Raw genomic sequence first — 24,374 nt, forward strand, 5'->3', positions numbered from 1 at the left:
GCTGAACTGGCCCGGCACCGTGTTGTAGAGGCGCGGTTCGAGGCCGTAATGCTCGAACGACGAGCGAAGTGCGCGCACCATAACGTCGGGATGGTATCGCGCCGCAGCAAATGCATACCACCACGTTAGCCCGGGCCAGACGCCGCCAAGCAGACCCGAATACGCAGCGGGCTCGTATCGCGGGTCCAAACGTGAGACGGTTCGCAATCCGGCTGAGGTCCAAAAATCGGGGCAATTCAGCCGGCTGATGATGCGAAACCCCGTTTCATCGCTGCACGCGCGCATGATAACAGGGAATACTTCATCCCCGGTCACGTCCGTTCGTGCGTAGCCATCGACGTCGACGTTGAGGTAGTACAATCCATTCTTCGGATTAATGAGATGAGCGTCCATCGCGTCGCGAATACCTGCGGATGCTTCCCCAAAGGCGATCCGATCCTGGTCGAAGGTGCCGAGATTCTCCGCCAAATGCGAGGCGGCGCGCAACGCGGCGCAGCACTCGGCGTTGATCTCGGTCACCGCGCCGTTGATGTTGTAGCGCGGAATGATGTTGCGCCACCCGGCGATGCCCCAAACGTCGCCGCGCGGATCGTGCGCAGTGCAGAAGACCAGTCCGCGAGCGTCGATTTGGGAGATAATGTAGCGCGCGGCCTTCGCGACCGACGGGTACATTTGCTGCAGCCAAGTGGAATCGCCCGTTGAGCGGAAATGGTGATTGATTGCGAGGATGAATAACGGCGTGTCGTCGTTGATGTTCAGTCCGTCGTCCTCGATGTGACCGGTGACCGCATCGAAGTATTCCGGAAGCTTTCCATTCTCATACTGGCGGCGTGCGATGTGGTCGAGCAGATCGCGAGAGAACGACGGAAGAAAGTGATCGTTACCATACACAAACCACGCCGAGTCGCGAACCACGATGTTCGGGTAGTTCCCTGGATCGTTCGTCAACCCGCATGCTGTCGGGTAGGTCGCCATCACGCGGCGCATGTTAACTTTGCTCCAGAGCGCGCCATTATTGATCACCGGATCAGGCGTGAGCACGCGTCCGTGGCGCAGAACCTGCGCGAGGTGCTTTATCGACCGCTCGAGCGCCGCGTGCGGCTCCTCGCGCGTTAAATAGTTCCGCAGCGCGTCGACGTCACCGTGCGCGTAGGCACCGGCAACAAAACAGAACCGGCGGGGTTTATTCGGCTCCAGCGCGAGATCGAGTTGGAGCCGGCCAAGGACTGCGCCGACGGCATCGAGGTTGTTGCGAACGTTATGCAGGTACGTCGCGTCGTACGTTCCGCCGTAGTCGAAGTCGCACCCGTATCGCGTCGGCGGTTCCGAGAGACCGAAGATGCGAACCCACTGGGGACGGCTCTTGTTTATGGAGACGAGCGCATTCGCTCTAGCTTCGAATCGCGTCTGTACGTCGGCCGGCGTGCTGCCGCTCAGCATCGCAGAACCGATGACGCGAGCATGATGCAGGATCGTGTCGCGGTTGATAACGTCGACGATGATGTACACCAGCGGAGGATCTTCGTGCCCGGGCTTGGCGCTGCCGAGTGGAAGGAACGTCGTTTCCACAATGTCGATCACGCTCTTGAGCGTATATCTGACGCGCTGATATGCGGGATGGAGTTCAAAGACGCGTTTGCCGACGTCTGCAAAGAGCTGTGTATAGCTCGGGGACTCCTGCACATCTGACGGTTCGCCGGTATCGGAAAAGCCTAAGCTGCCAAGCGGTTTGGAACGAGAACCATATTGAACCCCGATCGTGCCAATCAACGATTGCGCTGCGTCATTGAGAAAGACGCGTTCGATCTGGCCCGTACCTTTAGTGAGAATCCACAGAGCGCTGTTGCCGAGGCTCGCGCCCATGCCGAGGTTTGACTCCGTAGTCGTGAACGACGGCAGCGAGCCCACTTCCATGCCGCTATCTTCGTCGCCCGGGCGCGTCATCCTGAGGTGCCCGCGCCGGGTCAGGTTTTGGTCATGCCTCGCGCAAGGTGGCGCGATGCCAGGCTCAAAACCAAAGGAGCCTCTGCGCTCTGTTTACGAGAAAGGTTTTAAGAGATGCACGCACACCGTCTTTTGAGCGCGTTAGCGCTCGTTGCCGTGCCGGCCGTGGCGGCGGGATGCTCGGGCGACGCCCGCGTCGTTCCTCCCGCAGGCTCGGCCGCGGCGCCGTCGGCCGCACGCATCGGTTGGTTATCGCCGCAAGCCAAGCACGGCGGTCAGCTGTACGTTGCCGACCAGTCCAATCAGCGCGTCGCGATATTCTCTCAGAAGACCGGCGCACCGACCGGCCAGATCACCGACGCGATCGCCGGCCCCGACGGATTGTACGTCGATCCGCGCGGTACGCTCTACGTTTGCAACTTCGGCGCCGGAACCGTTACCGAATATCCAAAGGGCCAGACGACGCACTCGAAGACGCTGACCGGCACCATTGGGCCCAAGTACGTCGTCGCCGGACGCGACGGCACCGTATACGTTTCCGATTTTGGCGACGGCTCGCACAGCAACCTGTACGAATACGCCAAAGGCAGCACGACGCCCACGACGACCATCCCGTTTGCGACGTTTCCGGCCGGCGTCGCACTGAATACTCAAAACAAGCTTTACGTAGCGTACAGCGATCCAACCAACAACGACCTCGAAGTGCTCAAGTTCGCCCCGGGGTCGACCAAAGGGAAGAATCTCGGCATTCACATCAAGTACGATAACGCGGGGGGCCTCGCGTTCGACAAGAGCGACGATCTGCTGCTCGACGATCAAAGCCTGCCGGGCGTCGACGTTTTTCCGCCGGGAGCGACCGTGCCGTCGCAGCAGATCAAAGGCTTTAACCTCGCCTACCAGATCGCACTCAACAAGAAGAACGCGCACCTCTTCGTGAGCGATCCGTTCGGCCCATCGGTTCAGGAGGTCGCCTATCCCTCTGGAACGCCCATTCAAAGCTTCTCCAGCGGTCTCTCGGGAGCATTCGGAGTCGCGACGAGTCCGGACAGCCCGTATTAAGCGCCCGTCGCAGTTCGCCGAACTGTCGCGTCTCCTGCGCCGTCTCGACGATCCGGAGTCGGTACGGCAGAGCGCGCTGGTGCGTGGCGCGTTCGGCGGACTGCGAACTGGAAACGCTCCCATCGACGAAAAGCTCACGCTGCTGCGCATCCGCGCCGCGGTGCTGTCCGCGGTGGCAACGCTCGATACGGAGCTCGACACGCGCAACGTGCACTTCGCGCGGCAGCGCACAATCGTCACGCGCTGCGACCTGCGTGGAGAAAAGCACGCCGCGGTGGCCGCCGATCTCGGCGTCTCGTTGCGCGAGTTCTATCGCGAGCGGCGGCGTGCGTTCGAGCGGTTACTGGCGAACCTCGAATCGAATCTGCGCGAGTCGGCGCGGCCGGTCCGAAGCCTTCCCACCCGCTTCGAGCTCGAGCTCGATCGCGTCGCAAACCTTCGTCTCGTTGGGGCGTTCGGCGCGGCCTTCGCACTGCTCGAACGCATCGCGATCGAGGCGGCCGATCCCAACGACGGCGTGCGCGCCTGGTGCTACGGCGTAGAAATTGCGAGCGATATCGGCGATAACGAGCGCGCACAGCGCCTGTTCGCGCGGGCACTGCAGCACGTTCGCGAGATGGCCGGCGAATTGGAGCCGATCGGCGAGGTCACTCTGCAAATGGCGTCCGCGTACGTGGCGTGGAACGCGGGCAGCGATTTGGCCGGCGCGACCGTGCACCTCGAGCGGGCCGCCGGCGCCGCGGAACGGCTGCCGCCCACGGTTCAACGCGGTCACGTCAGGGTGGCCACCGGCGCGCTGTTCCATCGCGCAGAGTTATCGTGTCTGCATGGCGATCCGGCGGCGGCACTCCACACGCTGGGCCGCGCGCGGCGGCTGCTCGACCGGCTGCCTCACAAGCCCAACGATCTGCTCGGCCGCCTCTTTCTCGAGCTCAGCGTCGTGCACGAGCTGATCGTCGGCGGCATGCCGCGTTCGATCGAGTATGCGCTGGAGGCGCTGGACGTCTTCGAATGCGCGCGTCACGCCGAAGGCGTCGCGGTCGCAAGCGGCTTACTCTGTAGTGCGCTGACGCAGTGCGAGGAGTTCGAGCAGGCATTGGCGCTCGGCACGCTCGCGCTCGAGACGGCGCGCACCGCCGGAAACCCGAAGCTGATTGCGGATTCGGCCCTGCTGCTGGCGCAGGCGCACGCACTTGGCGGCGATCCAAAAGTGGGGCTGGCGCTCGCACGCGAGGCTGCGACGCACGGACGAACCGCACTCTTTGCCGCTCGGGCGCCGCTCGCGATGGCGGAGGCGCATTTGGCGCTGGGCGACTCTGAACGGGCGCTTACCCACGCCAATGAAACCGCGCGCTTCGCGTCGGCGCGCGGAATGGAGCGTTACGCCGGAATGGCCGCGCGAATCTCTGCCGACGCCTACGCCGCACTCAACCTGCCGTTGCAGGCCCGCGAGCAGGCGGACTTGGCGCTTTGCCTTTTGTCGGCGCACGGTCATCCGTACTCGCTCGCGCGCGCCTATGCAACGGCGCAGCGCGAGGGCATCGGCGGAGCGGCGCCGCGGCTCGCGCAAGAGATCCGCGACACGCTGCGAGCGCCGGATTCTAAGGCGCAACTGGAGGCTCTCGGCTCAGGGCGGCGGAGCCGGCCGATCTCTTTCTGATTGAACCGCTCGGCCGGAAAAGCAATGGACCAGCCGGAGCTGGCCCATTGTACGCGTTGACGGTGCCCCTATTGAAGGGCTTGGTTAGACTATTTGGCGGCTGCGACTGATGCGAGCGGCTCCGAGAAACTGCCCGTGAGGGTCGCGAGCGGCGAACCGCCGGCCGGATAGCTGTAGATTTCGCCGTCGACGTTTCCGGCATCCGGACAGATGACGTAGCCCTTGGCGATCCACGTTTGATCGCAGTCCGACGAACCGGAGAGGGAGACGGTGCCTTCTTCCGTCGCGGTCGTTCCTTTAACCGTGTACTGGTCGATCGTGTGGGCTTCCTGATCGTTCACCGTGACATACTTGCCGTCCCATTGAACGCTGCCTGGGAACTCGACCGAGTTGCTGGTCGTGATGGTTTCGGCGGTGTTCTTGCCCTTCGGAATCTCAACCAAGCCGAATTCACCTTGGGAGTTGAAGCCGTCGATAAAGAGGTTGCTGCTGGCGTCGTAGCCGGAGAAGAATGCTTCAACCAACGGGGTAGAGATAGCCGTTCCCGAGCCCTTTGCGCCCTTGTAGATCACAACCACACCGTTGTTGATCATCGTCCCGGCAAGATCGCCGGTCTTGGGATCGATGGAACAACCCACCGGTTCGCCGGCCGTTGTAGTTAGCGTCGCGATCGGGCTGGTACCGCCGACCTTGAACTGCTCGAACGAATCCGTGCCGCTCGCCGTTACCCAGAAGGTCTTCTTGCCGCTACCGTAGAGTACATCGGTGCACGAGCCCTGGGCCTCCGACACGCCGGAGATCGTTCCGATCGATGAATCGCCCTTCGGATAATCGAACTCCAGTACGTCGCTTGCGCTGAAGTCCGCGATGTATTGATCGGCTTTCTTCTTCTTATGGCGGTGGTGCTTGTCAGGGGTTACGTGTGCGTTCAGGTTGGGGTGGGCTGCGGTAATCAGGATACCGTTTTGCGATACCGCTCTGCCGAGGTGCATCCCGTTGGACGTTCCGACTGAATTGGGACCGAGCGCCGATCCGCCCCCGCTGCTGCAAGCCGCGAGCATCGCCCCGGCCGCCGCAAGTCCTAACGTATACTTGGCCAAACTCAATGTATTCATTTGTGGAACCTTGCTCCATTTCTTTAGATCGAAGTGTCTTTAGTCAGCGTCGACTTTGCCTCAGTAATGAATGACAGAGATCGAGATAACTTCACTCGACCACGCGGCACTCGCGAGACGTCAGGCAGTTGCTTCGACCGGGGAGATGAAAGGCGAAGTCCTCGGCCGGGAAAGCGTGCGAGGTCCTCGGGTCTGCCGTGGACTGTGACTTTTGCCACAGCAAATCCTTCACAGCGGTCATCTTTTTGGGGTGGTTCTTCTGGGGGAGCGCAGGCCAAAAACGGCCGGCATCTTCTGGCTGCCGGGGGGCCTCGGAGCGGTCGTCTCCCTGGCCAGATTAAGCGAGGGCACCTAGAGTGCTCGTTTCCCAAGTTGCGCCTCGTCTTTTGACGAGAAACGCACCTCGTTATCGGACAAGCTAGCGCTCGCTCTTCGAACCGCGCGAGGTCGGGATGGAAGAAATCTTTTTTGCGTCGAAGCGCGACCGCACATGGGGAATCGCGGCTTAGTACTTACACAACGTGCTTGACGTGGACGCGGATTGAAGGCGGCAATCATAAGGGCACGCGACGGCGTGCCGGAATACGGGTCTTTCGCAGAGCCCATCCTCGGCGAAGGCCACGAACTCGTTAGCCTTGTTGCGGCGGGGATTCACCCGATCGTACGCGCTTTGGCATCGGGACGTCATTACGGAAGTGCGGGCGTATGGCCGCTGATCCCAGGCCTCGACGCCGTTGCGCGCACGGCAGACGGCGACTTGATCTACACGGGAAATATTGCGCGGCCGTACGGCACCCTTGCCGAACGTATGGCCGTGCCGCAGGGCGTGCGCATCTCGCTTCCACCCGAGGCGGACCCGGTACAGATAGCCGGCGGAGTCAATCCCGGTCTGGCGTCTTGGTTGACGTTGAACGCACGCAAACGCGAGATCGGCCTCCTTGGCAGTGTTTTGATTCTCGGCGTAACCGGCATGGCAGGGTCGCTTGCCGCCCAAAATGCGCGCGTGCTCGGCGCCACGCGGATCGTTGGAGCCGGGCGTAATGCTGCCGCGCTTGAACGCATAGCGAAAGCCGATGCCAAAACCGTCTCGCTGATCGGTGACCCCGAAGCCGATGCGGATGCGCTCCATCGAGCACTCGGCGAGACGGCACCGAGCATCGTCCTTGATTTCCTTTGGGCCGGCGCGGCCGAAGCGGCATTCCGTGCGCTGGGCCGGCACGGTTTGGACGAAGATCGTGCGAACATCTCGTATGTCGAGATTGGGGCTATGGCCGGTCCCGATGCGGCTGTGCCCGCGTCGCTCCTGCGCAGCCGGCATATTCGTATTTCCGGAAGCGGCGCAGGCTCGGCCTCAATTGCCGACGTCGTAGCGCAGATTCCGATCTACATGCAGCTCATCGCCGATCACAAGATTGACGTACCGACACAACCCTTCACTCTCTCATCGATCGCTGATGCCTGGGCTGCGTCGGAGAGCAGTGGCCGCCGCGCCGTCGTCGTCCCGTAACTCGACCACTACCTTCAACTCTCCGTCTCTGCGCTATCGCGGAATTGCGGATTTGCGAAGATCCCAGAACTTCGCACGGGGGTTCCGAAGTCGCATCAGCAAGCCTCCGGGCGGCGTAACCGCAAGCGCAGAAGCGCCACCCGGCAAAGCATGGCCCGCCCTGCCGGGGATCAACACGACCGCGCGCTCTAGTCCCTGTGCGTCGACCGTTGCGCCGACGATCTGCCCCCGGTCGTTAACGTTGCCGCCAAACAGCACGTTCAGGTTCTTGTTCGGCGCGATGAGCGCGTTGAGGTCGCTCATTGAACCGTTCTGCCAGAGGAAGCCTCGGCAGTTTCCGCTCGCGTCGCACGATTCGCCGACGATCTGTCCCGCATCGTTGATTCCGCCGGCGAAGCTATCGGTGTCGCCGGGCAACGTGCCAAGGTCGCTCATTCTGCCGCGCTGCCAAAGAAAAGCGTGAGTCACCGTGTCTCCGGACAGGTTTGAGTTGCCGATGACCTGGCGTCGTTCGTTGATATCCAATGCGATGTTGACGCTGCCCCCGAGGCTTCCGAGGCTAATTGGTGAGGCGTTTTGCCAGAGGACCGCGTGACTCGTTGGAGCGGCGCACGAGCCGGAATTGCCAACGGCAGCCCGTCCGGACTGCGTGAGCGTGTACGCATACGAAACAGTGTCGCCGGCGTAAGGCGGCAGCGTGGTGATCTTGCCGTTCGGCTGCCAAATGACGCCGAGATAATCGAGAACGTGCGGCGGAGTGCAGCTCGGATCTTGAATACTGGTCTCGGCGGCACCGGCCATTTGGCCGCGCATATTCACGTCGTTGGTGTTGTCGTTGTTTCCGCCGAGGGTTGGAAGCGGCCTCATCTTACCGCGCTGCCAACTGAAACCTAAGCAAATGTGCGACGTGCCAAAACCGCAGAAGTTTTCGTCATTGGGATCAGTGGCCGAGGTTTCCGACCATCCCACGAACTGACCGGCGCTCCCGTGGTTATACTGGAAAATGGCGCTGTTCGGGCCGCCCAGCGTGCCGAGGTCGATCGTGCGCGGGGGATATTCCCAGATCTGGGCGTGCTCGATTTCGTTTGAGCTTAGCAGCGATGTGCCGCTGGCTTGGCCGCGATCGTTGATGTTGATGGCGAAGCTGACGCTTCCGCCGAGCGAGTCCAGCGTGACGAGATCGTAGTGCCTGAAGCGTGCCTTCGAGCGTGCGTTCGGCCCGGATGTTGTAACGCGTTGCTGCGTCGATGCTGCAGGCGCGAAGGTCGAGGACGGCACGCCGCCGCAGCCGGACAGCACCACGGCGGCCGCTAATGCAGCTGATGCATAGGCGGCGTTGATCGAAATGTTCATTGGCGGATGCTCCTCTCCAACCAAATCTACGACGCCCGCTTGGTGCGCGATTCTGGCTGGATCCCGGTAACGACCGATCGCGCACAAACGTGACGCTTCCGCTAACGCCGCTTTAAACCATTAACGAACCGTCCAAAGAGAAGCTAGGAGTCCTTTGGTCGCATCTATTTGGCGATGCTGACGGATTGGCCGCCCGATTGAACGGTGAACGATTTGGAGGGCGTATTGCCTGCCGGGTAGTGCCATAAACGAAGGTCCGCGTTGCAAATTTCGTTTCCGCCGACGACGACGCCACCTTGCCTGTCGTTGACGGGCGTGTTCTTGTGGCCGACGATGAACGGCTGAACCACGTGGGTGTAGTTACCCTGACAAGTGTCGGCCAAGAGGACTTGACCATGCGAGGTTAACGTCGAACCCGACAGCGAGGCCCGAATCATCCCCGACTGAAGGCCCCCGCCAAGCTGCTGATCGCCAAGAGCGATGTATTTGCCGTCCCACATCGTGGAGTCAGGAGAGTAGATCGTGAATCCGCTCGCGGTCAGCATCGTTAGAGATTTGTCTCCCTTGAGCACCGCGCAAAAGGTAACGGTCTCCGATGCTTCGTTCTCGGCGATCATCACGAGGTTCCCCTTGTTATCGTAGCCGGCGTTCCATATGTAGTGGCAATTACTTGGGTCGCTGTAAACGACGCCCTTGCTGGAGCCCTTCGGAAAGATCGTGACGCTCCCGGCGGAGTAACTTACCCCTAGGAAATCCGTCACCGCCAGATCGTTCGCCTTGTCAACCGAACAGCCGAAAGCGTCGCCGCTGGTCGTAAAGGTTTTGATGGGGCTCGTGCCTCCGTGAGCGTATTCGTCCACGACTCCGCTGGTGAAATTGGCGATATAGACATTACCTTTGGCATCGACGCATTGGCCGCTCGGTGACGAGAAGCCGGTCAGGGTTCCCATCTGTTCCAAGCTGGGGTAGTCGTAGACGGTGACGTCACTTCCGTTGAATGCCGAAACGTAGAGTAGTTTGGACTTCCGGCTCGCCAGCGGGCTCATCCACGCCCGGTGTTGTGCGGAGCTCGCGCTTTGACCCGAGAGCGGCGTCAGCGAGCTCTCGGTCGAGCCGCCGCAACCTGCCAACAGCACCAGGGCCGCGAACAGCCCGCAACACGTGATAGGCAAACTTCTCATCATAAAATGTACGCTCCGTTCAGTAGCAATGGAGTAACAACGGGCCTCCCTGCGCTACGTACGACCTCAACAATGCCTTCGCCTTTGCACGGTGCACCACTGGTTCACGTTCGACCGGCACACGCGGTCTTTAACTGTCGTGAAGCGCATTTTCTTCGCGACGTCCTTGGTTTTTGCGCCACGTGCTAGAGCATCAGTCCCCCGGATCGACGGCCACGCCTTCTGGTTCCACGAGGTTGTTGGCCATATAAGTGCGGCTCGGCGAACCGCTCGGGAATTTGAGCGCCACGACGGCGCTCAGCCTTGGGACTGTGCCGAAGACGACGTTCTGCCTCACATCGAGCGCGATGTCGCCCCACACGTCGGCGCCCGTCCTTATGGCATTGCCCGTCCGCTTACCGGCCTCGGTGAACTCCACCAGCGCCGGCCGAGAGTCGGCGTCCCGAGCGATCAGCAGCGTTCCGGCGTTCGTCGCCTTGATGCCGTTGGTCGACCATGCGTCTTGAGGAAACAGGTAGTATCCGGACTCGCGCCCCCTTCGCCAACCCACGGTCGCTGCGAACGGCGAAAGCCCGATGTAGCCAGTCGCGAAGATGTTGCCCTTCGTGTCGCAGGTTACGTAGGACTCGAGGCCTTCGCGCCCGCTCTGTTGAGCCTCGAGCCTCCGCGCCGGCTTTTTGTGGCCGGGCGGATACACGGCAACACCACCGAGGCTGAGGTCGTCGGCGACGAACGCCGTGCCGTTGCCGCACACCGCGACGTCGTTGGGCTGATTCACATCCTGCAGCGTCCGCGTCGGCTTCTTGGAGCCGCGGGCAAAGACCAGGACGTTGTTTGCTCCAGGATTGGCGACCCACAGGTTGTGCTGCGCGTCGACGAAGAGGCCGGCGGGCGCACTCACGCCCTTTGTCAGCACGTACAGAAGCAGACCGTCGCGGTTGAAGACGTCGACGAAACTGTTCGCATGGTCTGCAACGTACACGAGCGTCTTGCGCGCGCCCGCTGTTCCGGTGAAACTCGCGACGTGCAGCGCAGAAGAGCCCGGCTGCACCGGGTTCGTGCCAAGTCCGCCGCCGCATGCGGCGATTCCGGCAGAGAGGGTGAAGGCCACCAGAAGAGTTTGAGTACGAGCGACGGCAAATCGCGCAAGTTTCACGTAGCGCCTCCAAAGCGGGCTTTAAATCGATCGAGTTATTTAACTCCAGGAAACGACGATTTTTCCGTTGCCGGCCGGTGCCATCCCAGGCGATTCGTGAACGCTGCCCGCCGGTTTTTCGACGAACGAGGAGCCGCCGCCGCCGCCTCCGGTCGAACTGCCTGCGCCGGTGAGGGAACAGCAGCCGCCGCTGCCGCCTCCGCCGCCCCCTTCATATCCGCCGCCTCCGCCGCCGCCGTCCCCGACGCAACCGCTGCCGCCCGCGCCGCCGTCGAGCAGCGCGCCTGCACTGCCTTCGGTGCCGGCGCACCCCGGACTGCCGCCTCGCGACGAACCCTCGTTTGGCCCGCCATAGCCGCCGTCGCCGCCGAACGTTTGCGAGCCACCGCTGCCGCCGCCGCCGCCGTCGCACTGACCGCTCCCGCCACCCTTACCGGTCTTGGGGGCGCCGCCGCCACCGGCTCCGCCGTAGCACCAGTAGTAACCGCTGCTGCTGCTGGCCCAGTTGAAACTCTCGCCTGCGCCGCCTCCGCCTCCAGCAACAACGATGCGATCCGCCAGTGCACCCTTTCCAGTGCGCACGTCCGAGCTGCCGCCACCACCGTAAGTTCCCGCGCCGCCGCCGTTAAAGCCGCCATGGGCGCTTTTTGCCTCCCCGCCCACGACAACCGTTAGCCGCTGCCCCGATTTGACGGAAACCGTGGCCTCTACCAAGGCTCCGCGCCCGCCGTGGCGCCGTCTGCTACCGGCACCGCTTGCACCGTCGGCGACGATCGACAGTTGCGTCACGCGTGGCGGCACGGTGAACGTTTGCGCCGCACCGGTGAACTTGAAGGTTTGCGAATGCTGCGGATTTGCGGTTGGAGGAGTTATCGGAGAGCCCGCGCTCCCACTGCAGTCGGAAAGCAGCATGGAGGCAGCGCATATACTCAGCGCACCGCGGCGAAGATCGGAGTTCTTCATCGGCGTACTCCCTCGTGCTAAATGGAGTTCGGCGTGGAGCCGCGATTACCGCTGCGCTCCAAACCAGGTCGTTAATGCCTCCGCGAGGGCATCATCGGTTCCATCCCCAACCCACGCGACGTATCCGTCCGGGCGGATCAGGACCGCCGCGGGCGCAGTGACTGCACCAAGCACGGGCAACTCCCAGGCACCGTTGTGTTGTGCATCGACGCGTTTGACTCGTTCCGCCCACGGCGTGATGTCGAGGCTCTTCGGGTTGCTGAGGTTCAGCAGCGCCGGGCGCGCATCGTGCAGCAGGGTGAATACGCGCAGGATACCGGCTGCAGTGATCAGGTCGAGATCGGGCACGCGGCGTCCGAGCAGCGGGTGTCCATTGCCAAGGTCATAATGAATATCGAGGCCCGATAGCATCCCGGCAATATGTTTTCGGGGCTCCTCCATAATGAGGAGTTCGGAGATGATATCACGCAGGGCACGAGGCCGCGCCTCATCGCTGCGAAGCGGAATCGACGCCATCGCGTGGCGCAATGCGCGCGCTCCTACGGGGTGTCGCTCGGTGTGATACGTATCCAGAAGGCTCTCGGGTGACGTTTGCTTCACCACCTGGGCCAGTTTCCATCCGAGGTTCACCGCGTCTTGAACGCCGGTGTTGAGACCTTGTCCGCCATCGGGCGGATGAACGTGTGCGGCGTCGCCGGCGACGAGCACTCTGCCATTACGATATGCCGCCGCCTGCCGCGTCGTATCGGTGAAGCGCGAGATCCACGTCGGACTGTGGGCTCCAAAATCGGTCCCATAGGCGGCGACGAGCCCTTCTCTAAGATCCGCAAGCGTCGCTTCGCTCGTACGAAGGTCACGCTCGGTTATCAAAACTCTCACCGTGTCGCCATTCTCCAACTTGCTGAGCGCATGGATACCAGCAGCGTCGCGACGGATACCCCACTGCGGCGGCTCATCCGCCAGTTCGACTTCGGCGACGATGTTGCTCGTCGTCGGATCCAATCCGGGGAAGTCGATGCCGGCCGCTTTGCGTACGACGCTGCGGCCGCCGTCGCATCCAACGAGATACTCGGCTCGCGCCACGGCGGCGTCCGACAACTCCACCTTGACGCCGGCGTCATGTTGCGTGAGCCCGGTTATTTCGCAAGCGCGATAGACTCGGACCGCGAGCTCTTCGATCCAGCCGGCGAGAATGCGCTCGAAATGGTTTTGCCGGAGCGCCAAACCGTAGTTGTGCCGCGTGGGAAAATCACTGATGTTCAACGTCGTATCGGCGAATCGCGCAACCTGGGCGGTATACCCTTGCGAGAGAAAGCGATCGGCAACCCCGCGCTGATCGAGGACTTCGATCGTGCGTGAATGCAGTCCGCCGGCACGCGAGCCGGCAAGTTCAGGCGTAGGACGGCGCTCGACGATCGCAACGTCGATGTCGGCCAGCGCCAACTCCGCCGCTAACATCATCCCCGTCGGGCCTGCGCCCGCGATTAGCACCGCATGCTCGGTGATCGGCATTTGTTGACTGTACGCCAAGCTCGGGGGCTTGCGGCAAGCCCCCCGAGTTGCGGTATAATAACGATGGTAGGCAGAGGACGCCTACGATGCGCGCGAGGCCCGGCAATTGCCCGGGCCGAATCCGAGTGACGATGGCAAAAGCAGCAGTAGACGCGTTTACGGGTTTCTCGCCGCAAGCACTCAAGTTTCTTCGCGACTTGAAGAAGAACAACGACCGTGAGTGGTTTGCGTCGCGCAAAGATCTCTACGAACGCGAGTGCCTGGCGCCGTTGCGAGCTTTGACGGTTGACCTCGCAAGCGCCCTACGCAAAGCGTCGATCCCGATCGACGCCGATCCTTCGCGCGTCGGATTTCGCATCTACCGTGATGTGCGATTTTCGCCCGACAAAAGCCCGTACAAGACCAACCTTGGAACGTATCTTCCCTACCGCGGCCTACGGGGTTCCCCCGGCGGTCTCTACATCCACGTGGCGCCAAAGGAATCGTTCGCGGTCGCCGGCTTCTACCAGCTCGAGAAAGAGCCGCTTCAGCACTGGCGGGAAGCGATGGCCTCGGATCCAAAGCGCTTTCAAAGCGTATTACGTGCCCTCGAACGCAACGGGCTCGCACTGTCGGAGGGAGAACGTGCGCTCAAGCGGATGCCTCGCGGATTCGAAGCGCTCGCCGGGAGTCCGATCGCGGCCTATTTCAAGATCGCGACGTTCATGGTCAGTGAGAAACTCTCCGACGCGGACATCGGCGACTCCGGCTTAATCGCACGGAGCCTTGCGTTGGTCAAGAAGGCGAAGCCTTTGCTGCAGTACGGCTGGAGCCTGTTCGCAGCTAGCGCGGCTCGCTAGGGAAGACTTTAACGGTAGAGTTATCGACGAGGTGGGAGGCGCCGCACGCCTCACACTGTACCGTGTTGTTCTCCAACATGGTCGCGTCGAACGCAGCGAGGGTTCCGAACACGATTCCGGAAGGGACGAGTTTGCCCGTTTTGGGGCATTTAATCATCGCTTGGACCATTTTGTTGCAGCCTCAGCCTTTCTCGAAAAGGGTCGTTTGGCTAGAAGTATATTCCCCAGACATTACCGCTTCCTCACGTGAGGGCACCCCGCGGCGGATCTTCGGAGCCGCCCTCATCGAGTAAACGTATTCGATTCGACGCGAGGTCGCGAGCGGTACTCTCCCACTGGGCTCGAAGCCGCGGCGTCTCGGCGCGATACCGCTCGTTGATCGTGGTTAAGCTAAGCGCGCGCGAGCGCGCGACCAACGATTCAAACGGAGTGTACGCATGCGGATACCGGCGGCGCATGAGCTCGACCACGGGCGTCAGCCGGTCCCATGCGCGAAGGCACGGCGAAGCAACGATCGAAACGATCGGAAATTCTCCCACCATTCCAGTATGCACGAGCAATCCGAGGCCGTTGAAGAAGTGCATAACGAGAAGCTCGCAGTGGGTTGCCGCGGTCGCGCTGCCTTCGGCGATGTCGCGAACGTACGCCGGTTCTTTTAAGCGGGCGGGCAGCTCTTTGTAGACGAAATCGAGCGCCAATGCAAACTCTTTCGCATTAAGGGTCTCGAAGATCTTCTGGACCAATTCGGCTTCCTGATGGCGGCGCAGGCCGCTTAGCTGGGCATAGGCGAACACTGCGCCGATCGCGATGACGATAAACTGACCGATCGCCGCAAAAGCCGAAATCTGTAACCACACCAACATTTACGTCACTCCATAACCGTCGTGGAAGACATTCAGGCCGACTCGACCGCGGCCAGGGCCTCGCCGGCGCCGCGCGCAGCGGCGCGCCGTAATGAGTGACGATGCGAGCTTCAATGATCGCTCGGCTTCGGCAGGTTTGCCGTGCACGGTCAGCGGCATGGTTAATGCCGAGGGGTTAGAGAGCCCAAACGTCGTTTCCTCGGAGACTACGGGGCGCAACTGTCCGGGTGAACTGGCGCACCGTCACTGTGAGCGTCCGGCGCTTCGCGCTACAATGCCGGTGAGGGCCTTGCGACCCTGCCGTTCGTGAAGTTGGAGAGATAAAAATGCCCGAAAAGAGTAAGTACGATCGCCTCGGCTTCTTACGTAACACTGGAATGGCCCTCGCCGGTGCCCAGCTGGCCGGGGCGCGGCCCGCCAACGCGCAAGTCGGAAAACTGCTCGCCGCAAATCTGCCGGCGAAGCCGGGCGCGCATACGTCGTTCGCCTCGCGCAAGCAGATCGATGCGGGTTTGCTCAGCGTTGGCTATGCCGAAGCCGGCCCCGCAGATGGCCCTCCCGTAATTCTATTGCACGGTTGGCCGTACGACATTCACAGCTACGTCGACGTCGCGCCGTTGTTGGCGGCGGCCGGCTACCGTGTGATCGTTCCTTATATGCGCGGCTTCGGCTCGACTAGTTTTCGTTCGGCTTCGACCTTCCGCAACGGCCAGCAAGCGGTGATGGCCGTGGACGTTATCGCCCTGATGGATGCGCTCAAAGTCAAAAGAGCCGTTATTGGCGGATTTGATCTGGGATCGCGAACCGCCGATATCGTAGCCGCGCTCTGGCCGCAGCGCTGCAAGGCCCTCGTCTCCGTGAGCGGCTACCTGATTACCAATCTCAAATTCTGGAGCGGAGGCGGCACGCCGTTGCCGCCGCCGGTGGAATACGGATGGTGGTATCAGTACTATTTTTCCACCGAGCGGGGGCGAGTCGGCTATGGTGCAAACCGATATGCGTTCAACAAACTCATCTGGACCAATGTTTCGCCGAAGTGGCACTTCTCCGAAGCGTCCTACGATCGCACGGCAGCGTCATTCAACAATCTCGATCACGTCGCCATCGTGATCCACAATTATCGCTGGCGGCTGAGCTTGGCGAAGGGTGAGGCGCAATACGACGCGCTGGAGGCGAAACTCGCCGAAAACCCGGTTATCGCCATTCCGACGATCACGATTGCCAGCGATTTCGATGGTGCGGGCGCGAGCGGCACGGCCTATCGCGACAAATTCTCGGGCAAGTATTCGCACCGGGTCCTCAAGGGCATCGGGCATAACGTGCCTCAGGAGGATCCGCAGGCGTTTGCCCAAGCCGTTACCGATGTGAGCGGCTACGCTTCTTGACCTGAAGACTATCGCCGACGCCCTTGCTGCCGGGCTTAGATTGCGAACGCTTCCGCCGCGGCTTGCTCCTCCGTCCACGCTTTTCCGGCAGCCATGCAGCTTGCAAGCCTGTCGTCTCCGAGGGCTTCGCGCAGGGCAAAGATCATCTTCTCGTACTCCTGCTGCTCCGTTACATACCGAGGTATTCCTCTTTGGGTCGTCGCTTCGTCGACGAATCCAAGCATGTTTGCCGCGCGCTGAAGCGTCGCGTTATTGTTGCTCGGACCGCTCCCGAAAACGGCGGCCGCGGCGAGATGCTGCATCGCCCAAAACGCGCAGTGAACGCTCCCGATCGCGAGCGATCGTCGCAACGCTTCAGCCGCATATTCCCGCGCTTCGTCGTAACGCTCCAACACGACAAGGCAAGCGGCTGAGTTGCAAAGCGGCAGGGGAAGGCCGATGAGGTTCGAGTGAGATCGAAAGAACCCGGCCGTTTTCTCGTTTAGCTCGAGCGCCTCTTTGACCCGGCCCGAGGCGAATTCGACCTCTGCGAGGGCTACGCGCGCATCGGCAGCTACCCGATCTGATCCGGCCGCTTCACTGAGCTGCAGCGCTTCGGTAATGAGTGCACGCGCCTCCGTTAAGTCGCCGGCGCCGTAACGTACCGCCCCCAAGGACGTGGTGGCCGCGTTGTATTCTGTCTGCGCTCCCACGGAGCGCGCGGCGGCCCGTGCTTGGCGCAGAGCGTTATCAGCCTCATCGTAACGTCCGCAGTCCCGAAGGGCTACTCCAAGCCAGTATTGCGCCAATCCGACGGCACGAAGATCGTCGGGAGATTGAAGAGCCAATGCACGCCTGCACTCGTCGACGCGCGTATCGGGGACGCGCGCGTCGGGACTCTCTTTCGGATGCCAAGACGGTCCGAAAATGGCGGCCGTTCGCGCCGCGTTGATTGCGAGCTTTGCCGGCACCGCCAGCGCTGTGGACTCGCCGCAGGTTTCGAGGGCAGCGCCGACCCACTCGCGGACTTCACCCGACGCGAAGCCGCTCCACGTTGCGGTTCTCGACGCCGCCAGCCGTTGGGCGATGGCCGCGTCGCCGTGCGGGCCAAGGGCCCATTGGAATGCGGCGCGAAAGTTGTCGCGCTCGCGCTCGATCTGAGCGTACCAAACGTGATCCGGAGTCAACTCCAATTTAGAATCGAAGTATTCGGCCAGGGCGAGAAGTGCAAGCGCGTGCGATCGCGCCGCGCGGTCGTATTCCCGCCGCTCGCGAAGCTTCTGGAGCGCATAGTGGCGAGCGGGCTCCAACAGCCGGTAACGCGGGCCCGCGTGAATGTCACATTGTACGAACGACTTATCGACGAGGCGCGCCAATTTGCGCGGAGCGTCGCGCTTCTCATCTCCCTCGAGCGCGCTGACCAGATCAAGCGTGAAGCCGCCGGCAAATATCCCGGATCGACGAAATAGCTCACGCTCGGCGGCGTCGAGCAGGTCATAGCTCCAGTCGAAAAGGGCATTCATCGTCTCGTGCCGCGGAAGCGACGTTCGGGTGCCGCCGCTCAAGAGTGAAAAACGCTCCCCAAGTTGTTCGGCGATAACGGCCGGTGAGAACGCGTTCGTGCGGGCCGCGGCAAGCTCGATGGCCAGCGCAATGCCATCGACCCGGCGGCAGATGTTTTCCACCGCAGGAATAATCGAATCTGCTAGCTCGAACCGGCTGTCTGTCGCCTCGGCACGTTCCTTGAACAGCTCCATTGCATCCGGGAGGCTCATCGGGGGAACGCGATAGATCCGCTCGCCTCCAACCGAAAGAGCTTGACGGCTCGTTGCCAAGACCCGGCCGTTCGGGCAGCTGGAGACGATCGCATTGACCGCGTGCGCGATGGGATCCAACAGGTGCTCGCAGTTGTCGAGGATCAGCAAGAACGCTTGCGACCGTAGATAGGTAATTAGCGCAGCGATTGTCCGGCAGTGAGGGACGCCGATACTGGAAGCGAGCGCGATCGGGACCATCGCGCCCTCGGACAGCGTCGAGAAATCCACAAACCAGGCGCCATCGAGTTGGTGACGCGTGGGATCCGCCGCGACGATAAACCGCTCTGCGGCACGTATTGCCAGGCGCGTCTTGCCGACGCCGCCCGCGCCGGCGAGCGTAACGAGGCGATGGGTGGCGAGCATCTCGCCGACGTTTTCCAGATCGCGCTCTCGGCCCACAAACGCAGAGAAATGCACCGGGAGATGAATCGCTGTTCCGGCGTCGTCTGCCGGCTGCGATGCGAGGAGTGCGCCGCGAGCCGCGCACTCGAGCTTTAGGCAGTCGTTTGGAGCGAGCGATAGCGCATCGGCAAGAAGAGCAACCGTGGCGCGATAGGGTCGTTGACGAGCCCCGCGCTCGAGCTTGCCGATCGCCGCAAGGCTCAGGCGCGCACGCTCGGCAAGCTCCTCCTGCGTCAGGCCGGCCGCCATGCGGTACTCGCGCAAGAGGTCCCCAAACGGTGGTAGCTGGGTAGCGTCCACGCTGTTAACTGTACTCCCGCCTCGTAACTGTACCTTCAACTGTACGCATTGGTGCTGGAACTCCGGCTCGCGCCGCGTTATTTTTTGTGGTGTTCGGGTGTGTCAATAGGCTCTTTCATCACTTGTTCGCCGGCACGAGCGTATTCATGCTCGTCGCGCAAGGAGGTAGTAGTTCAATGTCAGCTGCGCAACAGAAGAGTATCGTCTTGGTTCACGGAGGTTTCGTGGACGGCTCCGGCTGGGAAGGCGTCTACAAGGTACTCAAGAACGACGGCTACAACGTGATCGTCGTTCAGAACCCGACGATCAGCTTGGCGGACGACGTGGCCGTGACCAGGCGCGCCGTCGACAGCGCCGGCGGTGACGTCATTCTCGTTGGCCACTCTTACGGGGGCGCCGTTATCACGCAAGCCGGTAACGATCCCAAAGTGACCGGGCTCGTCTATATTACCGCATTTGCGCCGGACAAAGGTGAGTCTGTGGCAGCGCTGATCGCACACCCGGTCCCGGGCGCGCCCGCTCCGCCGATCCTCCCGCCGCAAAATGGGTTTTTGATGCTGGACAAGGCAAGGTTTGCCGAGGCCTTTGCCGCCGATGTAAATCCGGAACTCGCATCGTTCATGGCAAACGCGCAGGTGCCGTGGGGTCTCGAAGCGCTCAACGGCGTCGTCGCGGAACCGGCTTGGAGCACTAAGCAGAGTTGGTACCTCATCGCTACGACCGACAGAATGATTCCGCCGCCCGCCCAGCGGTTCATGGCCGAGCGCGCAAAGGCAACGATTGCCGAAGCGCCCGGAAGCCACGCGATCTACGTTTCGAAGCCGGACACGGTTGCGCGTTTCATCGAACGGGCCGCAACCGCGGAGCCGGCAGCAGCGGCGCGCTGAGACAAACCGCCTTGCCGGCGCTGACCCGACTCGCGGCGCTGTGCCTAGGAGATTGCCCGATCGGATTGGTCTTCCAGAAAGCGACAGGCAGCGTCGGCAAAGGCCGCGTGATATTGAAACAGAGCGCCGTGCGCCGAGTCCGAGTACATCAGCAAGACGGAGTTCGGCAGATTCTGGCCCAGCCGGTAGCCGTTGATGGAGCCGATCATTGCATCCAACGCGCCGTGAACTACGAGGCAAGGGTGCTCGATTTGCTTGAGCTTTCCGAATCGATCGGAGCGCTGCGCCTCCCAAGCATGAAAGGCTCTCATCTGCTGCCCGGCAACCTCAGGCCCCGATGGGAGATCTCGATCTGCGGTTCGAGCCGATAGCCTAAGGACAAAATCTTTTCCGGCGGCTTGGCTCGTCGGGGTCGGAGCAAAGAATAGCTCACCAAGGGGCTCATATCCGGTAAGTGTTCGATCGTTCAGAACCTTCGCCAGCTCCGGCTTGTCCAAGTGCATGATGTCTTCGCCGCCCTCGGGCGCCGTGCCGACCAGCAGCATCCTGCGAACGCGGTTAGGGTGGGTCAGCGCTAAGACTTGCGCGATGCAGCCGCCTAACGAGAATCCAAGGATATCGACGCGATCGATATGCAACGCGTCGAGAAAGGCGATGACGTGCTCGGCCATCTCGGACATGCTGTCGGGCACGTTGCCGGAGGAACCGCCGACGCCGGCGTTATCGAAAAGGATAACATCGCGACGCTCCGCCAGCGCATCGGTCAGCGCGGAGTCCCAGTTATCGAGAGTCCCCGTGAAGTGCTGTAAGAGCAACAATGGTAAGCCGCCCCCCTTCCCAAAGCGACGATACGCGTACCGTTCGGCGGGTGACTGTACGAACTGCGTCGGAGCGGTGAGACTCGCGGAAGCGTGTGGTGCTGTCACTCAGATGATCCTTCCCAGGCCTAGTTAGGAAATGTGTCGCCGTACATGGGAAGACCGCTCTTGGACGATTCGCGCGAAGCTTCGTCCTCGATAACGTCCCAGTGCTCGGCCAAGCGACCGTCGCCGTCAACGAGAAGAATGTCGGCCGCGATCCAATTCGGCACATTGCCGAGCCCCGAGAACCGCCCGTGCATCATTACCAAATTGCCGTTCACGACGATCTTGCTATTCTCATATCTCATCGTCGCTGGAGCGGCCCTGACCAAATCGAAGAGGCCTTCCCGCCCCGGAGGAATGTGAGCGCTGTGCTGGATGTAGCCGGGCGACCAGAAGCGTTCGGCCGCGGCGTAGTCGCGCTTGTTAAATAGTGTCTCGAATGCCTGCAAAGCCATGGCCTTGTTTTGTTCTTCTGCCGGTGTCATGGTAGCTCTCCGTAGCGTGTCCCAGAGCGCGAATTGCGTTTTCGTTCGGAGAGTCCTTTGGCGAAAGGCCGCCGATCGGGTGCGGGAGACCTGCCGCATCACCCCTTCTCGAAAAGGCGGACCGGTAACGGCCCTACGAATGCCAGGGCTGGGGGTGCCGCGAAGATGCCCAAATGCAGACTCCTATCGTTTGGATCACCGCTGCCAACGTGATTTATCTGGCGTCTTACGCGGTGCGCGACATCCTCTGGCTGAGGCTCCTGACCGTGCTGGCGGCGTCACTGCTAATTCCATATTACGCGATGCAGAGCGCTCCGCTGCGGGTCGCAATCGAGTGGAACGTCGTCTTTATCGCGATCAACTGCTATTGGATCGTCCGGCTGATCGTCGAGCGGCGACCGGTGCACTTCACCGCGGATGAAGCGCAGCTTCGGCAGCTTTCATTCCCATCGCTAACGCCTCGAGAGTCGCGCGATCTCTTCGCAATGGGTGTATGGGACGACCTCGCGCCGCATGATTCAATTGTGATACACGATCGGGAAAAGGTGAGATTTTCGGTGATTCTGCGCGGCGCCACCGACGTGATCTATCGTGGCAAAAAGATCTCCGAGCTCGGAGCGGGCCAGTTCGTCGGCACTATCGATCTGCGGGCCGACACGCTGGCCGACATCGACGTCCTGACGCAAACGGCGACCCGAGTGATGTGCTGGCCCCGCAGTCCGTTGCAGACGTTCCTCGCGCAGCGTCCGGATGTCGCGCTGGCGCTGGAGCGCAGCGTCGGCTTCGAGCTCCAGCGCATCCTCGGCACAACGCTGGCGAAGCTGGGCCTGTCCCCGACCGCAGGCACGTCATGAATGAAACCCAAGACGAGATTCGTTCCGACCCAGGTTCAAGTCGGTGTGCGTGAAGAATCCAAGCGTGTGAAGCTGCAGAGGCTGCCGGCAGCGCTGGCCCTGGGCGTGCCCGCTTCCTTGATCGCCCACGGGCTGCTCTTCGGCGCCGATCATGAGTTGGGCGGCCCGTTCCACGGTGCAATCGTGTCGCTGGCGCTCGCCGTTACTTCAAGTTTCGTAGCGTTTTTCGCGGCGCTCGCATGGCGAGGCGGCCGCGCGGCTGACGGAAGCGTCCTTGCCACGCGGCTCCAGGCATGCCTTCCTGGATCTGGGACCATCTTCGTCTCGGCTGCACTCTTCTTTTCGCTCTGCGAATCGCTTGAGGCGGCTCACGCCGCCAGGGGCATCCCGGTAACGCTCGCCGTGCTGGCGCTGGCTAGCTGGGTCATCGGTAAGCTGGCGTGCGCGGTAGTGCGCGCGATCGCCGATGCAGTCATCGCCATAGCGCAAGTTGAATCTGCCTCGCGTGCGCCCCAGTTTTGCGTACGCGACGCGCAAGAGCCGCTTCCAAGACGCACGCCGGCAACCCGTCGCCATCTTGCACGACCTCCTCCGACGGTAGCGCTCCTGCGCGCTTAGGGCGCGCCACCATACATCGTCCGTACCGTCGTCCCACAGGAGGAGACCCTATGTTTCGCATTTCACGGCGCACGGCGCCGTTGTTTGGGATTTCCGTTTTATGAGTACCCGAGCGGAGCGCCGCCGAGTCGTTCGGCGAGCATCGCGCGAAAGCGTCACATCGCCCAAAGTTCGCGCCGTTGCCGCCTTCGTTACAGTTGCTCTCGCGATCTGCATTGCGGCCATCACGTTCGTCGCACGCAGGAGCGTGCCGCCGAGTGCAACTGAAGCACCGGCCTACGCCTCACTAACAAAGGGCGGCGTTGCCCCGCCCTTTGCGGTCACAACGCTGACCGGATCTCACCTAGACTCAAGGCGGATTGCCGAGCCGATCATGCTTGAGATTTTCGCCACGTGGTGCCCGCACTGTCAGCGAGAGACTCAGACCATCAGACGATTACGGCGAGCTTTCGGTGACCGTCTCTCGATCGTAGCCGTTACGGGGAGCGATATTGCCTCCGACCATCAGTCGGTCGAGACGTCCGAAGACGTTCGCCTTTTCGCACGCTATTTCGCCGTCAACTACCCAATGGCGTACGACCCCGGCCTCACCGTTGCCCAGCAATATTTGCAGGGCAGTTTCCCAACCATCGTCTTCGTCAATCGCGCAAAACGCATTTCGTCCGTTGAGATAGGGGAGATCGATCTAAAACGGCTGTCCGCCGACGCCCGGGCTGCCGGCGTAACGGGAGGATAGCATGCATTTTCGAGCGAGCGCCGCGAGAACCGTCGCGATCGGAATTACGCTTATGGCCGCCTTATTTGTTTCGACGCCCGGTTGCGTTCGTGCAGCGGAAAACATCGCCGGCAAGGACATCATCTTCAACGGCACGGTTCCAATGAACGCCTACCTGCACGAGACTCCCGGGCCAAGTGGCACGACGCATATCGACATGTGGGAAGTCCACAACGGGCGCGTAGTCACAGCCTACGATATCGATATGACGAAGATCATGCACATGATCGTCGTCTCGGACGACCTCGTCGACTTCCGGCACGTACACCCGGTCTTGCAATCGAACGGTCACCTCGACATCGACCTCAACCTGCCCCAGAGGCAGGGCGGCTACCACATCTATATCGATGGGTTGCCGCACGGCATCGGGCGACAGGTCTTTCGTTTCGACCTTCCCTCGGGGAGCAGTGTGGCGCCGGCGCGGCACCTGCACCCGCCCGGCGGAACCGTCGTCGTCGGCCCATACACGGTAACGATCGACCCGACAGCGGTCCCGATCGGGGAGATTTCCACCGTTTCCGTACGCATCCTCAAGAACGGCCGGCCGGCGAGAGATCTTCATCCGTACCTCGGCGTGATGGCTCACGGTGTTTTTATCGGCGTCAAGGATCTCGCCTACATGCACGCCCACGGCATGAGCGAGGCCATGCTGAATTCGGCCAATTCGAACGATTGCGGCGACAGTATGATGATGGCGATGACGCCGATGCCGCCCGGCCTCAACATCGGCAACGAGTTCGAATTTCAGATTCTCGCACCGAGCGCTCAGCCTTACGATTTTTGGCTGCAGTTCGTCGGTGGAAAGACGGTCTACACGGCTCCCTTCTTGGTGACGACCATCTAATGCGCGCAGTTGC

Annotated in this window: 21 protein-coding genes; 10 read left to right on the top strand and 11 right to left on the bottom strand. The window is 61.8% G+C overall.

The genetic code is table 11. The annotated features are described in order from the left end of the window. A partial coding sequence (locus VGG51_04200; GenBank protein ID HEY1882225.1) for an amylo-alpha-1,6-glucosidase occupies positions 1–1,914 on the bottom strand: 1,914 nt, incomplete at its 3' end. A 144-nt stretch (positions 1,915–2,058) separates the two neighbouring features. Between VGG51_04200 and VGG51_04205 the strand changes: the two genes are divergently transcribed. Together VGG51_04205 and VGG51_04210 are read left to right on the top strand one after the other, a co-directional pair. Next, entirely contained in the window at positions 2,059–3,003 is a 945-nt protein-coding gene (locus VGG51_04205) for a hypothetical protein (protein ID HEY1882226.1), read from the top strand. A gap of 79 nt (positions 3,004–3,082) precedes the next feature. Further along, positions 3,083–4,663 carry a hypothetical protein gene (locus tag VGG51_04210; GenBank protein ID HEY1882227.1) on the top strand — a complete coding sequence of 527 codons (1,581 nt, stop codon included), beginning with the start codon at positions 3,083–3,085 and terminating at the stop codon, positions 4,661–4,663. Positions 4,664–4,752: 89 nt separating this feature from the next. Here VGG51_04210 and VGG51_04215 read toward each other — a convergent pair whose 3' ends face one another. Continuing rightward, positions 4,753–5,778 (bottom strand): hypothetical protein, encoded by a 1,026-nt coding sequence (locus VGG51_04215; GenBank protein ID HEY1882228.1) that lies wholly within the window; start codon positions 5,776–5,778, stop codon positions 4,753–4,755. Between the two features lie 541 nt (positions 5,779–6,319). Here VGG51_04215 and VGG51_04220 point away from each other — a divergent pair. Next, a complete protein-coding gene (locus VGG51_04220) occupies positions 6,320–7,285 on the top strand; it encodes a hypothetical protein (protein ID HEY1882229.1) in 966 nt (321 codons plus the stop codon). 33 nt (positions 7,286–7,318) lie between these two features. Here the strand turns inward: VGG51_04220 and VGG51_04225 are convergent, their stop codons facing one another. The 5 genes from VGG51_04225 to VGG51_04245 form a co-directional block, all read right to left on the bottom strand. Further along, positions 7,319–8,638: a hypothetical protein gene (locus VGG51_04225; protein ID HEY1882230.1), complete on the bottom strand. Its 1,320-nt coding sequence runs from the start codon at positions 8,636–8,638 to the stop codon at positions 7,319–7,321. A 164-nt stretch (positions 8,639–8,802) separates the two neighbouring features. Further along, entirely contained in the window at positions 8,803–9,774 is a 972-nt protein-coding gene (locus tag VGG51_04230; GenBank protein HEY1882231.1) for a hypothetical protein, read from the bottom strand. A gap of 238 nt (positions 9,775–10,012) precedes the next feature. Next, positions 10,013–10,975: a hypothetical protein gene (locus VGG51_04235; protein HEY1882232.1), complete on the bottom strand. Its 963-nt coding sequence runs from the start codon at positions 10,973–10,975 to the stop codon at positions 10,013–10,015. A gap of 39 nt (positions 10,976–11,014) precedes the next feature. Next, the gene (locus VGG51_04240) at positions 11,015–11,938 is read right to left on the bottom strand and encodes a hypothetical protein (protein HEY1882233.1); all 924 of its coding nucleotides are present in this window, start codon (positions 11,936–11,938) and stop codon (positions 11,015–11,017) included. Between the two features lie 45 nt (positions 11,939–11,983). Beyond that, positions 11,984–13,450 carry an FAD-dependent monooxygenase gene (locus tag VGG51_04245; protein ID HEY1882234.1) on the bottom strand — a complete coding sequence of 489 codons (1,467 nt, stop codon included), beginning with the start codon at positions 13,448–13,450 and terminating at the stop codon, positions 11,984–11,986. Between the two features lie 131 nt (positions 13,451–13,581). Here VGG51_04245 and VGG51_04250 point away from each other — a divergent pair, with 131 nt between their 5' ends. Then, positions 13,582–14,289 carry a DUF2461 domain-containing protein gene (locus VGG51_04250; protein ID HEY1882235.1) on the top strand — a complete coding sequence of 236 codons (708 nt, stop codon included), beginning with the start codon at positions 13,582–13,584 and terminating at the stop codon, positions 14,287–14,289. A gap of 242 nt (positions 14,290–14,531) precedes the next feature. On the opposite strand, the gene VGG51_04255 is transcribed toward VGG51_04250, so the two are convergent. After that, on the bottom strand, positions 14,532–15,146 hold the full coding sequence (locus VGG51_04255; GenBank protein HEY1882236.1) for a hypothetical protein: 615 nt from the start codon (positions 15,144–15,146) through the stop codon (positions 14,532–14,534). Between the two features lie 332 nt (positions 15,147–15,478). Here VGG51_04255 and VGG51_04260 point away from each other — a divergent pair, with 332 nt between their 5' ends. Continuing rightward, positions 15,479–16,537: an alpha/beta hydrolase gene (locus VGG51_04260; GenBank protein ID HEY1882237.1), complete on the top strand. Its 1,059-nt coding sequence runs from the start codon at positions 15,479–15,481 to the stop codon at positions 16,535–16,537. 35 nt (positions 16,538–16,572) lie between these two features. Here the strand turns inward: VGG51_04260 and VGG51_04265 are convergent, their stop codons facing one another. Then, a complete protein-coding gene (locus VGG51_04265) occupies positions 16,573–19,035 on the bottom strand; it encodes a helix-turn-helix domain-containing protein (GenBank protein ID HEY1882238.1) in 2,463 nt (820 codons plus the stop codon). Positions 19,036–19,211: 176 nt separating this feature from the next. Between VGG51_04265 and VGG51_04270 the strand changes: the two genes are divergently transcribed. Beyond that, positions 19,212–19,922 carry an alpha/beta hydrolase gene (locus VGG51_04270; protein ID HEY1882239.1) on the top strand — a complete coding sequence of 237 codons (711 nt, stop codon included), beginning with the start codon at positions 19,212–19,214 and terminating at the stop codon, positions 19,920–19,922. A 44-nt stretch (positions 19,923–19,966) separates the two neighbouring features. Here the strand turns inward: VGG51_04270 and VGG51_04275 are convergent, their stop codons facing one another. Further along, positions 19,967–20,848 (bottom strand): alpha/beta hydrolase, encoded by an 882-nt coding sequence (locus VGG51_04275; GenBank protein HEY1882240.1) that lies wholly within the window; start codon positions 20,846–20,848, stop codon positions 19,967–19,969. Positions 20,849–20,868: 20 nt separating this feature from the next. Further along, on the bottom strand, positions 20,869–21,270 hold the full coding sequence (locus VGG51_04280; protein ID HEY1882241.1) for a nuclear transport factor 2 family protein: 402 nt from the start codon (positions 21,268–21,270) through the stop codon (positions 20,869–20,871). 173 nt (positions 21,271–21,443) lie between these two features. On the opposite strand from VGG51_04280, the gene VGG51_04285 reads away from it, so the two are divergent. The 4 genes from VGG51_04285 to VGG51_04300 all read left to right on the top strand — a co-directional run bounded on the left by VGG51_04285 (position 21,444) and on the right by VGG51_04300 (position 24,361). Continuing rightward, positions 21,444–22,124 (top strand): hypothetical protein, encoded by a 681-nt coding sequence (locus VGG51_04285; GenBank protein HEY1882242.1) that lies wholly within the window; start codon positions 21,444–21,446, stop codon positions 22,122–22,124. Between the two features lie 66 nt (positions 22,125–22,190). After that, positions 22,191–22,742 carry a hypothetical protein gene (locus VGG51_04290; GenBank protein ID HEY1882243.1) on the top strand — a complete coding sequence of 184 codons (552 nt, stop codon included), beginning with the start codon at positions 22,191–22,193 and terminating at the stop codon, positions 22,740–22,742. A gap of 100 nt (positions 22,743–22,842) precedes the next feature. Then, complete coding sequence (locus VGG51_04295) at positions 22,843–23,478, top strand: TlpA disulfide reductase family protein (GenBank protein HEY1882244.1); 636 nt, start codon at positions 22,843–22,845, stop codon at positions 23,476–23,478. A gap of 1 nt (position 23,479) precedes the next feature. Then, positions 23,480–24,361 carry a hypothetical protein gene (locus tag VGG51_04300; protein HEY1882245.1) on the top strand — a complete coding sequence of 294 codons (882 nt, stop codon included), beginning with the start codon at positions 23,480–23,482 and terminating at the stop codon, positions 24,359–24,361. Positions 24,362–24,374 lie beyond the last annotated feature (13 nt).

The sequence above is a fragment of the Candidatus Cybelea sp. genome, assembly GCA_036489315.1.
Classification (GTDB): Bacteria; Vulcanimicrobiota; Vulcanimicrobiia; order Vulcanimicrobiales; family Vulcanimicrobiaceae; genus Cybelea.

Coding starts and splice junctions, on each gene's coding strand:
- VGG51_04215 (HEY1882228.1), bottom strand. CDS start 5,778: ATGAATACATTGAGTTTGGCCAAGTATACGTTAGGACTTGCGGCGGCC.
- VGG51_04300 (HEY1882245.1), top strand. CDS start 23,480: ATGCATTTTCGAGCGAGCGCCGCGAGAACCGTCGCGATCGGAATTACG.
- VGG51_04240 (HEY1882233.1), bottom strand. CDS start 11,938: ATGAAGAACTCCGATCTTCGCCGCGGTGCGCTGAGTATATGCGCTGCC.
- VGG51_04260 (HEY1882237.1), top strand. CDS start 15,479: ATGCCCGAAAAGAGTAAGTACGATCGCCTCGGCTTCTTACGTAACACT.
- VGG51_04205 (HEY1882226.1), top strand. CDS start 2,059: ATGCACGCACACCGTCTTTTGAGCGCGTTAGCGCTCGTTGCCGTGCCG.
- VGG51_04250 (HEY1882235.1), top strand. CDS start 13,582: ATGGCAAAAGCAGCAGTAGACGCGTTTACGGGTTTCTCGCCGCAAGCA.
- VGG51_04280 (HEY1882241.1), bottom strand. CDS start 21,270: ATGACACCGGCAGAAGAACAAAACAAGGCCATGGCTTTGCAGGCATTC.
- VGG51_04285 (HEY1882242.1), top strand. CDS start 21,444: ATGCAGACTCCTATCGTTTGGATCACCGCTGCCAACGTGATTTATCTG.
- VGG51_04245 (HEY1882234.1), bottom strand. CDS start 13,450: ATGCCGATCACCGAGCATGCGGTGCTAATCGCGGGCGCAGGCCCGACG.
- VGG51_04270 (HEY1882239.1), top strand. CDS start 19,212: ATGTCAGCTGCGCAACAGAAGAGTATCGTCTTGGTTCACGGAGGTTTC.
- VGG51_04225 (HEY1882230.1), bottom strand. CDS start 8,638: ATGAACATTTCGATCAACGCCGCCTATGCATCAGCTGCATTAGCGGCC.
- VGG51_04295 (HEY1882244.1), top strand. CDS start 22,843: ATGAGTACCCGAGCGGAGCGCCGCCGAGTCGTTCGGCGAGCATCGCGC.